Here is a 13909-nt window from a genome sequence, read left to right as displayed (position 1 = left end):
TGGAATATCCCCGTTAATTTAACCTTACATAAATATTTATATTAGCGTCAATGTATATGCTGATAAATTTGCGCCAATTAAGTTGTGTCCATGTCACTTATCCCTTAAGCATGATACACTGACTGTGTTGTCTTAAATCTCACCTGTTTCGCGTATACAGGTAAAGGAGTGTTTTTTTATGGAAATTACCCGACACGGCACAGTCATCACGACCAATGGCAATCCAACGGCACTAGGCGAAAAACTACCGACATTTACGGTCACCGATGCCGAGGGACAGCCGGTTAAGACTAGTGATCTCAGTCACCGCCTGACATTAATCAGTGTTGTTCCCGACATCAATACACGGGTCTGCAGCATCTCAACCAAACATTTTAACCAGGATATGGATGAATTTGACGATGTTGATTTTTATACGATTTCAACCAACACCCCACAAGAACAACAATCCTGGTGCGCGGCGGAAAATGTGACGAAAATGCAGCTGCTTTCCGACCAGAATGCTAATTTTGGCAAAGCGATGGGTTTATTCGTTGCCGACAACCACACCGATGCCCGCAGTGTTTGGATCATTGACGACACCGGAACGGTTAAATATCGGGAACTCATCACGGAACAAACACACGAGCCTGATTACACCAGCGCCTTAGCTTATTTAGAAGCGCATCAAGCTTAATTTTGGGCAAAAAAAAGAGCCGTTTCGGGCTCTTTTTTCTTACTACCATAACGCGTTCCCCGGCGCAGGAGTCTGCATGTAAGGACCTCGGTCGCAATGGCAAAGACCGCCATCACGCCCAAGGCCACTTACACTCCGACTCCTAAGCACGCCGGCTCACGCTCAAAAAATGTCATGCTCATGCCAGTCCTTGAACCAGCATCATCAAAATCGGAACGACAATCACAAACAGGACTGTCGAAGTCGTCACAACGTTCGTGGCGTACTTCACGTCGGCGTGGGCTTCTGTTGCCAAAATCGGCAATACGGCAAGACCAGGTGCAGCCGCCTGAATGATCAGGGTTTGCGCTTCGAGACTTGGCACATTGAAGCCAGCCTTCATGCCCAACAGAATCAACCCGGTGATCAATGCCGGAGCGATGACGAACCGGCCAATCAAAGCCACGATGGTATCGCGGTCAAACCGAATCGCTTTCAAGCCAGCATCAGCCAAAATAATCCCGATATAAATCAGCGATAGCGGTGTCACCAGACTACCAACGTAATTTAATGTGTTAACCGCAAATCCTAGCCAACCAACGTGAATGAACGGAATTTTCAGCAACAGGAAGACCAAGGCTACCAAGAAACCAACCAGTGGCGCTGGCAACAATTTCTTCCAGTTAAAGCCTGCACCGCTTTTTTCTGCCTTCTCCTGCGTCGGGTCATCCCATGCCATGATAAAGGCGCCGACTGTCCAGGTTGAGACTGTGTTCACCACGTAATACATCAGGAAGTACGGCACCGCTTTATCACCGAACAAGGCAAGGTTCAGCGGTAACCCGATAAAAATGGTATTGGCATTCACAAACATGTTGATGAACGTTCCACGACGCCCTGGCCGAACTTTAAGCAACCAGACCAGTAAAAAGGCAATCAGATAGCCCAGAATGACGGCACCAAAGCCATAAACCAACCCTGATGACAGGCTTACCAGTTTATCGAGGGTCAATCGTTGCAAGACAGAGATAAAGATTGACGCCGGCAAGGCAATTTTCATCAACAAATCGGAAATAGTTTTCCCAAACTGATCATCAAACCGCCCTTGCCGCCGTAAAACATAACCCAGGACAATCAGTAAAACGATGGTCAGCACGCTTTGAATCGATGTACTTAATGCAGTCACAGTTTTATTCCTCCAAGTCTAGTTCGAGTGAATTCGGCAGTGGCCGATATTCCGGTTTCCAAGTCATGTCAGCAACGGCCTGTTTGGCATCGCTGATCGGTTCTTGATTCAGTCCATTTTTAATGGCGTCTTCCGCAACCGCAATCGCAACCGTCTGACTAAATTGATCCAGTTTCGACACCGGCGGCAAAACCGCTGCGCCTGGCTGATCAGGATCCACAATGCCGCCTAAGCTGTGCGCTGCAGCAGAAATCATTGAATCGGTGAGCAGCTTGGCCGTGGACGCAATCGTACCTAAGCCTAATCCCGGATAAACCAACGCGTTATTAGCCTGGCCGATCGCATAGCTAACACCCTTATACGAAACATTGGCAGCTGGAACGCCAGTGGCAATCAAGCCCCGTCCATCGGTCCACTTAATCAAATCTTCCGCCTTGGCCTCAGCCAGCTTGGTTGGGTTTGATAATGGGAAAATAATTGGCCGTTCCGTATGTGCAGCCATTTCCTTCACAATGCTTTCGGTGAAAGTGCCGGGAACCGTCGAAGTGCCGACCATCACTGTTGGATGCACAGCTTTGACAACTGCCTCAAGCGTCGTGAGCTCATCCGCATTGGCAAATTCACTGCGCGAGCGGGCAAACGGCTTTTGCTCCGGCGTCAAATCGGTCATATCGTCAAACAGCAAGCCTTGCTTATCGACGAGGTAAAAATGCTTCTTAGCCTCTTCAGGACTCAATCCTTCTTCAATAAACGCTTCATACACGCGTGCCGTAATGCCAGCGCCTGCTGTTCCGGCCCCAAAGCTCAAATAAACTTGATCGGTTAGTTTTTGCTTGGAAATATTCATGGCACCCAAAAGTCCGGCTAACACAATGATGCCCGTGCCCTGAATATCGTCATTGAAGGTCGTGATTTTATCTTTATATTGATTCAAAATATCAGCGGCATTGCTGCGGCCAAAGTCTTCAAAATGCAGATACAAATTCGGGAATAACTTCTCGGCAGTTGCAACAAATTTGTCCACAAACTGATGATATTTCTGGCCATAAACGCGCTTATGACGATTACCCAGATAAAGCTCGTCATTCAGTAGCGCTTCATTATTGGTACCCACGTCCAAGACAACGGGCAGTACCTGACTCGGATCGATGCCGGCTGCGGCGGTATAAACCATCAGCTTACCCACAGAAATATCCACACCTTGGGTACCCCAGTCGCCAATCCCGAGAATGCCTTCAGCATCACTGACCACTAACAACCGAATATCGCGGCCATCAGCACTATGCTTCAACGCACTTTCGATGTGATCCGGATCATCGATCGAAAGATAAGTGGCGTTTTGCGGATTCACAAACAACGCACTGTAATTTTCAATCGTATCAGCAATCGTCGGATCATACACAATCGGCATGAATTCGTTAATGTGCTCGGAAAAAAGCTTATAAAACAGCACATGATTTTCGTTAAACAAAGTCATCAGGAACTGCCGCTTGGCCAAATCGGTCGGCTTTGTCTGCAATTGTGCATACGCCTGTTTGACTTGCTGATCCAATGTCTGAACGGCTGGCGGCAACAGGCCATTTAAGCCATATTGGTCCCGCTCTTCCTGGGTAAAGGCTGTCCCTTTATTTAAAAAGGGATTATTTAAGATTTGTTCTGGTGTATATTTCAAAATGCCACACTCCTCTTTTGTGTTAAACATGGGCCAACTCTTTTTAGCTGGCTCGCGCCAATATGCCGTGAAGCAAACACAACTTTTAATTACAAGACCAGACATTACGCCGCGCCCAATCTTATAGTCAAACTTGGCAGGAGTGATAAAATATTTTTATATGCTTTCATGATTATTATTTTCTTTACGTTAACGTGCGTAGGCTCACGCTCACATTAACGCGTTCGCCGGCGCAGAAGCCTATGTGTAAGGACCTCGGCCGCAATGGCCAGACCCGGGCCATCACGGCCGAGGCCACTTACACTCCGGCTTCTAACCGCGCCGGCTCACGCTCACAGGAGGTTGTTGTGTGAACACCAGAGACTTTGAATATTTTCTCGAACTTACCGATACCCGGAACTTTTCGCAAACCGCCGAGAAATTTGCGGTTAGTCAACCGACTATTACTGCGGCGATCAAACGGCTGGAGGACCATTTTCAGGCCCAGTTGATCATTCGCGATCGCCGGCACCACGAAATCAGTGTGACGCCAGCTGGAGAACAGCTTGCCAGTCACGCCGCGATTATTCTGCATCAGCTGGATTTGGCCAAGCAGGACATTGCGTGGGACCAAAAGAGCAAGATTCGATTCGGTCTGCCACCGATTATCGGCAGTTATCTGTTTCCAAAAATTGCGGTCGACTTGATTGCTGCCGGGCTGATGCCGCAACTGGAAACATTTGAAGCGGGCTCGGCCGCACTTCTTGATCAAATTAAAGACGGCAATCTCGACTTTGCCTTACTGGGTGCCAGCGGTCCGTTAGTCGATCCAGAGTTGCACGTCATCCAAATCGATACGGCGCCGTTTGTCATCATTACCGCCGAAAACGATCCGTTGGCACAACAATCGCATGTCTCCTTCGCAACACTTGCTGATCGCCAGTTCATCACCTTGAGTGAAGGGTTCGTTCATACCCGGGCATTTTCCTGGTTTCAACAGCAACAAACCTTCACGCCGAAAGTGGTTTATCGCACCGGTGACGTTCTGCTGCTAAAACGCTTAGTCACCCAGAACGTAGGCATCGGCTTTTTAACCAAAATCGCCATTCACGCCGATGATCATCTCGCATCGCTGAAAATCGACGAACCAAAACAACCAGCCTTCACCATCTCGTTTGTCTATCGCCAAGATCGTGTCTTAACGCCAACCATGAATCGCTTTGCTCAGATTTTGAGCGCACCAAAAGTAGTTTAGTCTTCAAACAAGTAAAAACGGCCGAAAAGAAAGTTGCCTTTCTTCGACCGTTTTTGCTTACCGAAAAGTCTTCGCTCAATTAAAAGTAATCCTTCCGCCACAACCACCAAGCAGCGATTCCGCACAAGACTGCCGTACCGCCGATTAGCCACCAGAACGCCCAATAGGCATTGGCAAATGGCAGCCGAACATTCATGCCGTAAATGCCGCCAACAATTGTGGGAATCGTTAAAATAATGGTCAGGCTGGTCAAAACCTTCATGATCAGGTTTAAATTGTTAGAAACAATGGCACTGACTGTGGTTGAGTACTGATTCAGTAATTTGTTGGTAATCCGAACCATCGTTTGCGCCTCGACGACCTCGACTTCGACATCATGTAGCCGGCGAAGATAGCCATTGGTATTGAAAAAGCGTTCGCCTGCCCGTAAAGTTTTCAACAAGTTCCCGGAATGATCAAGTGCCGCATCAAAGAACACCAGACTTTTCTGCATCGCCATGAGCTGATACAGCTGCGTATTTTTGGCGGCCTTGCCTAAACTGCCTTCAATCTGTTTCGTTTCTTCATTCAACTTGTCCATGTCGAGGACAAATTGGTGTAAAACCCGCCACAGCACTTCTAGCGCAAATTCTTCCGGCTTGGGTGAAAGCTTCTGATCCGCCAAGTCATCGAACGCCTGCAGGGGATGGTCCATGACTGTAATGACCCGATCGGCTAACAAGATCATGGTCAGCGGCACCGTATTAAATTGACGAAACCCCATCTCGTTCGTCATCTCAATCGGGTAGCGCAGCACGATTAACCCGGGAACATCATCAGCGGGATCCAGCCCTTCAACCCGGGCATTTTCATGTTTGTCAAGTGCCGCATCCACGTATGTTTTGGGCAAGCCATACTTGGTAGCCAGCGTCTGCAACTCCTGTGGCAATGGCGACTGGACCCGAATCCAATTAGCCTGATCATCCGTCGCCACCTGCACATTGCGCTGCTTTTGAATTTGATAGCACGTAATCATGTTGACACCTCTTTTGACTAGTATACCGTATCGCTATTTGAACATTCACGACTTGTCAAAACTGGTATGATAATTATGAGGTGATGATTTTGAAAGTAACACTCGAACGCATCTATCAAAAACCGCAAGCAAGTGGCTTCCGCGTCCTCGTTGATCGAGTTTGGCCGCGGGGCATCAGCAAAGTCAACGCTGCCTTAGATTTGTGGGCCAAAACCATTGCACCGACAGCAGAACTGCGAAAATGGTTTGGCCACGATCCGGAAAAATACCCCGAATTCAAAAAGCGTTACTTAGCGGAACTTGCTGCTAATCCTGATTTGCCGGATTTCATCAAGACGCTAAAAGCGCATGAACAGGATCCGATTATCATGTTATACGGTGCCAAAGACGAGACCCATAACCAAGCCGTTGTTTTAAGCGAATTTCTTAAAGATAAGTGAGGTTCCCATGGCCACAAAAGCCGAATTCCGCACCCGCCAGCTGAAACGTCTACAGGAAGCTGCCGCTGAAACCCAAGCAGCAAGTGAAGCACTAATGGCGGCCTTAATCAAGACGCCCGTTTGGCAACAAGCCAAAAGCATCGGCATTACGGTCAGTGGCCCTTTTGAAGTCGCCACAGCGCCGATTATTGCTGCAGCACATGCAGCTGCTAAAGCCGTTTTCTTACCGCGCGTCATGCCAAAACGCCAGATGGTCTTTCTGCCAGATCCCGGCCATGAGCACCTCGTCAAAAGTGCTTTTGGTATTCCCGAACCTGCCTACCAAGCCGACTTGGTTGAGCCGGCGCCGGATCTTTTAATTGTGCCCGGAATCGGATTCTCATTGGCAGACAGATATCGTATCGGTTTTGGCGGCGGTTACTATGATCGCTTTTTAGCTGAATATTCCGGTCACACGTTAACACTGGTTCCGCCAGTCATGGCTTTTCCCCAACCTGACTGGCCAGTCGATCCATTTGATATCCCGATTGAAACCTTAATACTGGCCAACGGGAATATCGTTAAGTAACAATGATACTGAGGCATTGTCTAAGTGGCGCGTGATGCCGAGTGACTAGCAGTCTCGTTTCAAACAACCAAAATGGCGTCAGGCAAGTGCTTGCCGGCAGCCTTTTTGGTTATGCTTGTGTTTCAAACCCGCTTACCCTAATATTGGGGAAAAGCTTTCACCATATTTCAGGAGGCAATCATGCGACGTGAACGTATTCGAAAGAATCGAAGGAGGCTTTACCTCACATTAACCGGCATTGGTGCCGTCGTTATTTTCATTGGCGTTTTCGTTTGGCTTGTGTTACGCGGCGCCAAGGTTCAAGGACCGACAGCTTCGTCTTCCGCCACCAGCATTACCATTTCATCAACGGTCACACGCTCATTTAAAAGCGGCACTTACACCGCTTCCGGAGATGTCACGGATACGAATGGCGATCACCATGATCTGACGGTTTATGTGAAGTTAACCTCGTCCAAAACCTATACGCGCTTAATCATTCTTGACGCGGGAAGCCAACCGCAAATTATTAACGATACTGGCGATGTCAAACAGAAAAAAGGCAAGTTAACGCTCAGCTCGGAGCACGCCAATGTTTATACGTATGCCAGTGCGAAAACTTACAAGCACAATCAACCGACAACAACGGTTGAATATGCCGCAGAAGGAGCAACCGGCACTGTGCATGATTACACGAAGGCCTTGAAAAAGGAGCTCAACAACAGCATCACCTTAAAAGGCAAAACACCGCACAATTATCGTTACCTAACAACCAGCCTGCCGTTGCAACGGTCAAAGAAGAAGCTTCTTAGCCTTGATGATTTCAAGACGAAAGAGACCGCTTCAAGTTCTGAGTCAAGCTCAACGACGAGTGAAACGTCAACTTATCAGCCATCGCAATACAGCGAACCATCTTCAAGAGTTTCGGTAACGCCAACACCGTCTACTGCGCCGAGCGTGGAAAGTGAACACAGCCAAGGCAATAGTACCGGACAGTCCAATGGTAGTACCGGTAATAATGGTACATCAAATAATAATGGTACTGAAAATAATAGCCAACCAACGCCGAGCAGCCAAGCCAGTAGCCAGGCACCATCCCCGACTCAGCCAGCTAGTTCTTCCACCGGCAACAGCAATTCCTAACAGGGGTACATTTCCTTCAACTGATCAATGAGCAATGTTTGGGATAATCTTCTCTAACATTGCTTTTTTATTGAACTTTTGGCTTTGAGGCACCGAGTACACACTGCCAGCAGCCTTCGAATTGTCCCTAACCGAAGCAAGCGTTGCATGGCTTTGACGCCACCCCGCGCCTGCGCTAAACTTGCAGTCATGACGTGCCTTTTAGGATCCCCATCATTTTCATGATTCTTATTCACCAGCCACCGGAGGCTATTATGATCAACTTATCTGCCAATAAGCTATCACCTCGCGAGCAATACAAACTGCTGTCTGGCAGCATCATTCCCCGCCCCATCGCGTGGATCACGACGCAAAGCACGGCCGGCGTCATCAACCTGGCGCCATTTTCATTTACAACCGGCATCTCCAATCAGTTGCCATTGTTATCCGTGTCCATTTTGCGTGATGGCGGGCAACCAAAAGACACGGCGGTGAATCTTTTGGCTCGCCATGAAGCGGTCGTGCACATGGTGAGCCTCGATCTCACCAAAGCGATGAATCAAACCGCTGCCCGATTAACCCCTGATCAAAGTGAATTAAACTTAATTGATCTGCCGTTAGTGGCCAGTACCGAGATTCAGGTACCCGGGCTGGAAGCCGCGCGCATTCGCTTCGAAACGCAACTTTACCAATATGTACCGATTCGTGACCGCGCCGGGGTGATCATCACCGATCTCTTTATTCTGGAAGTTCGGCAGTTCCACTTTGCCGATACGGTGCTCGATTTGCCAAGCTTACACATTAATCCTGCCGCTTTAGCACCGGTTGCCCGCCTCGCCGGTCCTACTTATGCCGAACTTGGTCAAACTTTTACGTTACGGCGGCCAAAATAATTTATAAGGAAGTGTTGGTATTTGACCGCATTTATCTCAAGTGTCTTTGGCGTTTTGGAAATTCTCATTTTGATCATTCTCGGCTATTTTCTGACTGCCCGCGGCTGGTTTAATAACCACTCGAGCAAGGTAATTGCCAAAGTTGTTACCCAAGTTGCCTTGCCTGCTTATATGATCGTGACCATCGCATCGAAGTTCACGGCCGGCATGCTGCTGCGGTTACTCCCAAACTTGTTGTTTCCGGTCTTGTCCATGATGATGCTTTTCGCGTTGTCCTTTTTGGTGTGTTACCTGTTAAAAGTTCCAAAGTCGCGAAAAGGCACATTTAAGTCCATGTTCTTCAACTCCAACACGGTCTTTATCGGCCTGCCAGTTAACTTGGCCTTGTTCGGTCCTCGCAGTTTACCTTATGTCTTGGTCTATTACATGGCCAACACGACGATTTTTTGGACCATCGGCGTCTACCTTATTCAAGGCGATGGTCCCAAACCAGCCCGCTTTAACCTTAAAAAGGCTTTGGGGAAGGTTTTCTCCCCGCCTTTACTGGGCTTCATGCTAGGAATTGTGTTGGTCTTGCTGAATATCAAGTTGCCGACTTTTTTGATGTCTGATCTGACTTATATCGGCGATTTGACGGTCCCGGGCTCCATGTTCTTTATCGGCATCGCCTTACACGAAGCCGGGTGGAGCCAACTGCGTCTCAGCAAGGAAGCACTCGGTATCTTCAGCGGCCGCTTTCTTTTTGCCCCACTGTTGATGACGGCACTGGTCGCCTTTGCACCAGTACCGACGCTGATGAAGCAAATCTTCATCCTGCAATCCTGCATGCCAGTCATGACCAATGCGCCGGTGGTTGCGAAACTTTATGACGCCGATGCTGACTACGCTGCGATCATGGTCACGGAAACCACGCTTCTATCCATGATCGTCATTCCCATCGTCATGACCTGCATTCAATTCATTCACTAGGAGACCGCCATTGAAAAAATTAGTCTGGCTCATGTTATTACTTATCTTGAGTGGTTGTTCTCAAGGCACGCCGACTGCCAAATCATCATCAACGCGATCGGCCACCAGTGAACAGGCATCAAAGCCGGTAAAATCCCGGAAAAAGGCAAAAAAGGCCGTGCCTAAAGCAACCTTGTCCACCTTGGTCGGTCACGCATTTGTCCAACAGGATGATCAAAAGAAAGCGATTCGCGTGTTGTCGTCAACCAGTGGCTATTACCTCGAAACGCTGTCGAACCAAGACGGTGATTTTGAAAGTACGGATCAGGGTATTTTTGCGGCCCAACTGACTTTAAAGGGGCGAATCTTCACCTTCACCGGCAAAGCCCAACCACAGGCCGCCAGCAACACGGTTCAATTCCAACTTACCAAAAAAGGATTATTGAAGCAGCTTCCGGATGGTCCATTTTACAAAAAGGTACCAAAAGATGACCTTGATCAGCTTAACCGTCCTTAATGGTGTCAGTTGCCGCCTCAACAAAAAAGCATTTACCACGCACACTCGATTGAATGTACGCGGCAAATGCTTTTTTAGCTGGCTTTATTAGTAGCACTTATACAAGCGCAGGACGATACAAACTCACAACAATACCGAGAATCGTCACATCCGGGAAAAACATGTCTTCCATATCGTCATTTTCCGGATGAAGGCGAATGCCGTTCTTTTCTTTGTAAAAGCGCTTGACAGTGGCTTCATCTTCTTCGGTCATTGCTACGACAATCTGCCCATTTTCGGCGTCGTTTTGCTTCTTGACAATAATCTGATCGCCATCAAGAATCCCGATCTTGATCATGGAACTGCCTTGAACCCGAAGCATAAACAGCTCATCGGCCGAGTATGGTAGGTCATCCGGCACCGGGAAATAGTCATCGATATTCTCGATAGCGGTAATCGGCACCCCAGCCGCAACGGTACCGACAATCGGAATGCCTTCTGCCTGAACGCCGATATAATCGCGTCCTGCTGCAGTCACTTCAATCGTGCGCGGTTTGGATGGGTCTTTCGCAATTAATCCAGCGGCCAACAGCTTCTCTAAGTATGCTGCGACGGTGCTAGACGAACTAAGGCCAACTGACTTGCCAATCTCGCGAACCGTGGGTGGATACCCATGATCCTCGATTGCGTCATAGATGGTTTGTAAAATCTGTTTCCAACGTTTTTGACTCGCTTGTGTTGGCATCCGCTCACCGCTCCGTTCTCATTTGTTACAATCAGCATACCAAACCGAACGAACGTTTGCAATCATTTTCGCCGCCGTTACTCGAAAAAATCCGCAGTCATCATGGCTGCGGATCATTTCATCAAATTAGTTATGCAATAATGGCATCTTATGCATCTGACGCCGATCACATCTGCTCTTGATGACTGCATAGAAGAAGCTTAGGAAAATATCCAGAGCCATCAACAAGATGCCGGCCGTCGCATAGTTGCTAAATAACAGCAATGTTGCGACCAGGGTCAGAGTTATTAATGTCCATTTAGCCCCGCGAAGTAAATTCATAAGGGGTCACTCCTCTCCGTATCGGTAAAACCGACATTGACTCACCGTTTTGGTTGTGACTTTATCATACCTGATTTTTTTGATTTGTAAAGCTTTTGTATATGTAAAATTTACATTTGATGCCCTTATTTAGGCATTTTTAATATTTGTAACGGCTAATCGGTGTTTTTGTAAATTTATTGTAACGGCGCCGATACCTTCTTCGAACCATTTTAGTTAACCCTAGCCTCGAAAAATCATGGCTAGTCTAGTATCATTGTTATACAGAAGCATCCGACGTCTGGCGGGTAGAAACTTCGAAAAAATGACTCACGTGCACTCAGCTGACTTGTAAAAAACTACAACTGCACGTCGAAGCTTTCTTGGTTCACCACAGATCTCATGCTCGACTTGTCGTCTTTTGTAAAGGTTACTAATGACACCGCTGATTAAATCGCGTCATAACCTTTAACGTCCTTAGAGGAGGATCGCCTGTGAAACGTACCGACTCATGGTTCTACCGCCGCTTCATCAACAACAAGTTCATGGTCTTCTTAATTGACCTGCTTTTGGCCCTGCTGGTTATTTTTGTTTTTACCAAAATTGCTTGGGTGTTTCAGCCTGTGGTCGATTTTCTCGGTATCATCGCGCCGCCGTTCATTTTTGCCGGCATTCTCTTCTACCTAACAGTTCCGATCATTAATCGCCTTGAGAAAACCGGGCTGCATCGCGGTTGGGCGATTGCGTTACTCTTCGTCGTTTTGATCGGTCTTCTCGTCTGGGGGCTATTGCGCTTCATTCCGGCGGTAAGTAACCAGATTACCAGCATTGTCGATTCGGCACCGCAAATTTTTACGGAAATCGGTAAATGGCTGGATGACTTGAATGATAAGCAAAATGTTTTATCGCAACATGACCTGAACAACATTGCCAGCGAAGTCCAAACATTCTTCACCGGCAAACAAGGTGCTTTCGTCACCGGTACCATCTCGCAGCTGCAAAATCTGATTGGCATTGTCGGCAATGTTGTCATCACGATTTCGACAGCACCGATCATTCTCTTCTTCATGCTTAAAGACGGCGACAAGTTCACGCCGATGGTGCTGCATATTATCCCCACCAAGTTACGTGGATCCGTTAAACAAATGCTGCACGAGATGAATGAAAAAGTCGGTTCATATGTTCAGGGCCAAATCACGGTTGCGCTGTGCGTGGCCATTATGTTCATGATCGGTTATTCGGTGATTGGCCTGCGTTATGGCTTGATTTTCGGCTTGCTGGCGTGCCCATTGAACCTAATTCCTTACTTTGGTTCGGCACTGGCAATGATCCCGCCACTTATCATGGGCGCGTTGACGTCGCCGAAAATGATTCTCGCGGTCATTGTCGTTTTCTTCATTGAATGGCTAATTGAAACGCAACTTATTTCGCCACTGGTCATGGGCAGCAAGCTTGAATTGCATCCCATTACCATCGTGGTGGTCCTGCTCACGGCCGGCAATCTCTTCGGTTTAGTCGGTGTCATCCTTGGCATCCCGGGTTTTGCCGTTTTAAAAATTGTCGTGACCCGATTCTTCAGTTGGTACCAGCAGGTTTCCGGTTTGTATGAAACCGACAGCCCGACTGATGATGTTGATCAAAAAGGAGTCTCTCATGAATAGTTTTAATGTCTTACTGATCGGCTTAGACATCGTGTTGATTGCCCTCGCTGGTTATTATCTATATTGGCAACACAAAATTAATTTTGCCTCACGCTATGCGGTTTCGCAACTTGTTTGGGCGGTGTTGCTTGGCTTTTGGTTCATGACAACCCGCGTCAACAACATGCCGTATATTGTGTTCATTTCAATCTTCCTAGTGTTATCCATTATGGCGGGCACAGGTGGCTTGGCCCCAACGCGACTCATTGCAAATGGGTTGCTGGCCCGGGTTATTCCGTACACCAACATGTCCAGTATCACGTTGACACCTGTCAGTCTGCCTAATGGCCAGGAATGGGTCGTTGCGGTTTTCGCCCTTAGTAAGCGCCGCATGGTCCGGCTAACGTTTCAGGCAAGTCTTCAGAACCTGATGACTGAATTGACAAAAGTACTTCCTAAAACAGTCCCGGTTACTGTGCAGCGGATGAACTAATCGCGAACTAACCATTGCTGACACTTAAAAAACGCTTCGGAAAATTTTCCGAGGCGTTTTTATCATTGATCAGCCGGGACAAAGCCCGTTTATTCATCTAATTTTCTAATGGCCAGCAGTGCGACCAGTGCTAATGCCAATCCAGCGCCAGCAATCAACATCTGCCATGGCGTTGTCGTATCGAGGAAGAAGTAGTCAATGAGCGCCAACATCAGCGCCGCAAACAAAAGATCGACCCAGAATCGGCGCCACCGAGTTGTCGCCGCCGCATCCAAAAATAACGCAATACCAATCAAGGCAGCCAAAACAATGCCGAAACTAATCGTTGCAATGGTACCAATGACATCATCCGGCCGCATCGTATACCACGCGAAGAATGCAAAACCTGCCGCTGCCAAAACCAAAACAACGATCAAGCCGATCAATTCACGCTTTGTACTCAATTTTTTCACGAGCTGCCTCCTTCGCCATTGAATGTATTTTTCACAAGAGCGTGAGCAGGAGCGTTTAGAAATCGGAGTGT

The 13909-nt window shown here is 47.9% G+C and carries 16 protein-coding genes; 10 read left to right on the top strand and 6 right to left on the bottom strand.

Annotated elements, in window-relative coordinates:
• The first annotated feature begins 178 nt into the window (after positions 1 to 178).
• The gene (locus LACSTY_RS03185) at positions 179 to 676 is read left to right on the top strand and encodes a thiol peroxidase (RefSeq protein ID WP_087911695.1); all 498 of its coding nucleotides are present in this window, start codon (positions 179 to 181) and stop codon (positions 674 to 676) included.
• A gap of 178 nt (positions 677 to 854) precedes the next feature.
• Here LACSTY_RS03185 and LACSTY_RS03180 read toward each other — a convergent pair whose 3' ends face one another.
• Both LACSTY_RS03180 and LACSTY_RS03175 read right to left on the bottom strand, forming a co-directional pair.
• Positions 855 to 1841 (bottom strand): AEC family transporter, encoded by a 987-nt coding sequence (locus tag LACSTY_RS03180; RefSeq protein ID WP_087911694.1) that lies wholly within the window; start codon positions 1839 to 1841, stop codon positions 855 to 857.
• Positions 1842 to 1845: 4 nt separating this feature from the next.
• Positions 1846 to 3513 carry a malolactic enzyme gene (locus tag LACSTY_RS03175; RefSeq protein ID WP_087911693.1) on the bottom strand — a complete coding sequence of 556 codons (1668 nt, stop codon included), beginning with the start codon at positions 3511 to 3513 and terminating at the stop codon, positions 1846 to 1848.
• Positions 3514 to 3862: 349 nt separating this feature from the next.
• Here LACSTY_RS03175 and LACSTY_RS03170 point away from each other — a divergent pair, with 349 nt between their 5' ends.
• Positions 3863 to 4747 carry a LysR substrate-binding domain-containing protein gene (locus LACSTY_RS03170; protein WP_087911691.1) on the top strand — a complete coding sequence of 295 codons (885 nt, stop codon included), beginning with the start codon at positions 3863 to 3865 and terminating at the stop codon, positions 4745 to 4747.
• Positions 4748 to 4826: 79 nt separating this feature from the next.
• Here LACSTY_RS03170 and LACSTY_RS03165 read toward each other — a convergent pair whose 3' ends face one another.
• Positions 4827 to 5762 (bottom strand): magnesium transporter CorA family protein, encoded by a 936-nt coding sequence (locus tag LACSTY_RS03165; RefSeq protein WP_087911690.1) that lies wholly within the window; start codon positions 5760 to 5762, stop codon positions 4827 to 4829.
• Positions 5763 to 5845: 83 nt separating this feature from the next.
• On the opposite strand from LACSTY_RS03165, the gene LACSTY_RS03160 reads away from it, so the two are divergent.
• The 6 genes from LACSTY_RS03160 to LACSTY_RS03135 all read left to right on the top strand — a co-directional run bounded on the left by LACSTY_RS03160 (position 5846) and on the right by LACSTY_RS03135 (position 10229).
• Complete coding sequence (locus LACSTY_RS03160) at positions 5846 to 6202, top strand: DUF488 domain-containing protein (protein WP_010493632.1); 357 nt, start codon at positions 5846 to 5848, stop codon at positions 6200 to 6202.
• Positions 6203 to 6209: 7 nt separating this feature from the next.
• Positions 6210 to 6770: a 5-formyltetrahydrofolate cyclo-ligase gene (locus tag LACSTY_RS03155; RefSeq protein ID WP_087911689.1), complete on the top strand. Its 561-nt coding sequence runs from the start codon at positions 6210 to 6212 to the stop codon at positions 6768 to 6770.
• A 180-nt stretch (positions 6771 to 6950) separates the two neighbouring features.
• Entirely contained in the window at positions 6951 to 7892 is a 942-nt protein-coding gene (locus LACSTY_RS03150; protein ID WP_087911688.1) for a hypothetical protein, read from the top strand.
• Between the two features lie 254 nt (positions 7893 to 8146).
• On the top strand, positions 8147 to 8764 hold the full coding sequence (locus LACSTY_RS03145; RefSeq protein ID WP_087911687.1) for a flavin reductase family protein: 618 nt from the start codon (positions 8147 to 8149) through the stop codon (positions 8762 to 8764).
• A 21-nt stretch (positions 8765 to 8785) separates the two neighbouring features.
• A complete protein-coding gene (locus LACSTY_RS03140) occupies positions 8786 to 9733 on the top strand; it encodes an AEC family transporter (RefSeq protein WP_049172475.1) in 948 nt (315 codons plus the stop codon).
• 31 nt (positions 9734 to 9764) lie between these two features.
• A complete protein-coding gene (locus LACSTY_RS03135) occupies positions 9765 to 10229 on the top strand; it encodes a hypothetical protein (protein WP_191978420.1) in 465 nt (154 codons plus the stop codon).
• A gap of 97 nt (positions 10230 to 10326) precedes the next feature.
• Here the strand turns inward: LACSTY_RS03135 and lexA are convergent, their stop codons facing one another.
• Both lexA and LACSTY_RS03125 read right to left on the bottom strand, forming a co-directional pair.
• Positions 10327 to 10953, bottom strand: a complete 627-nt coding sequence (gene lexA, locus LACSTY_RS03130) for a transcriptional repressor LexA (RefSeq protein ID WP_049172471.1) — start codon at positions 10951 to 10953, stop codon at positions 10327 to 10329.
• Positions 10954 to 11079: 126 nt separating this feature from the next.
• Positions 11080 to 11274 carry a hypothetical protein gene (locus LACSTY_RS03125; protein WP_010493614.1) on the bottom strand — a complete coding sequence of 65 codons (195 nt, stop codon included), beginning with the start codon at positions 11272 to 11274 and terminating at the stop codon, positions 11080 to 11082.
• A gap of 473 nt (positions 11275 to 11747) precedes the next feature.
• On the opposite strand from LACSTY_RS03125, the gene LACSTY_RS03120 reads away from it, so the two are divergent.
• Together LACSTY_RS03120 and LACSTY_RS03115 are read left to right on the top strand one after the other, a co-directional pair.
• Positions 11748 to 12914: an AI-2E family transporter gene (locus LACSTY_RS03120; protein WP_087911686.1), complete on the top strand. Its 1167-nt coding sequence runs from the start codon at positions 11748 to 11750 to the stop codon at positions 12912 to 12914.
• Complete coding sequence (locus LACSTY_RS03115) at positions 12907 to 13386, top strand: hypothetical protein (RefSeq protein WP_010493607.1); 480 nt, start codon at positions 12907 to 12909, stop codon at positions 13384 to 13386. The genes LACSTY_RS03120 and LACSTY_RS03115 overlap by 8 nt, the downstream gene beginning before the upstream one ends.
• A gap of 89 nt (positions 13387 to 13475) precedes the next feature.
• On the opposite strand, the gene LACSTY_RS03110 is transcribed toward LACSTY_RS03115, so the two are convergent.
• Positions 13476 to 13838: a hypothetical protein gene (locus tag LACSTY_RS03110; RefSeq protein ID WP_010493605.1), complete on the bottom strand. Its 363-nt coding sequence runs from the start codon at positions 13836 to 13838 to the stop codon at positions 13476 to 13478.
• Between the last annotated feature and the right edge of the window lie 71 nt (positions 13839 to 13909).

The sequence above is a fragment of the Lacticaseibacillus styriensis genome, from assembly GCF_030770295.1.
GTDB lineage: Bacteria > Bacillota > Bacilli > Lactobacillales > Lactobacillaceae > Lacticaseibacillus > Lacticaseibacillus casei.
This window is presented reverse-complemented; position numbering and strand designations above follow the sequence as displayed.

Bases quoted from the DNA above. Each gene is read 5' to 3' on its own strand.
- LACSTY_RS03185 (WP_087911695.1), top strand. From the start codon at position 179: ATGGAAATTACCCGACACGGCACAGTCATCACGACCAATGGCAATCCA.
- LACSTY_RS03165 (WP_087911690.1), bottom strand. From the start codon at position 5,762: ATGATTACGTGCTATCAAATTCAAAAGCAGCGCAATGTGCAGGTGGCG.
- LACSTY_RS03160 (WP_010493632.1), top strand. From the start codon at position 5,846: ATGATTTTGAAAGTAACACTCGAACGCATCTATCAAAAACCGCAAGCA.
- LACSTY_RS03155 (WP_087911689.1), top strand. From the start codon at position 6,210: ATGGCCACAAAAGCCGAATTCCGCACCCGCCAGCTGAAACGTCTACAG.
- LACSTY_RS03150 (WP_087911688.1), top strand. From the start codon at position 6,951: ATGCGACGTGAACGTATTCGAAAGAATCGAAGGAGGCTTTACCTCACA.
- LACSTY_RS03145 (WP_087911687.1), top strand. From the start codon at position 8,147: ATGATCAACTTATCTGCCAATAAGCTATCACCTCGCGAGCAATACAAA.
- LACSTY_RS03135 (WP_191978420.1), top strand. From the start codon at position 9,765: ATGTTATTACTTATCTTGAGTGGTTGTTCTCAAGGCACGCCGACTGCC.
- lexA (WP_049172471.1), bottom strand. From the start codon at position 10,953: ATGCCAACACAAGCGAGTCAAAAACGTTGGAAACAGATTTTACAAACC.
- LACSTY_RS03125 (WP_010493614.1), bottom strand. From the start codon at position 11,274: ATGAATTTACTTCGCGGGGCTAAATGGACATTAATAACTCTGACCCTG.
- LACSTY_RS03115 (WP_010493607.1), top strand. From the start codon at position 12,907: ATGAATAGTTTTAATGTCTTACTGATCGGCTTAGACATCGTGTTGATT.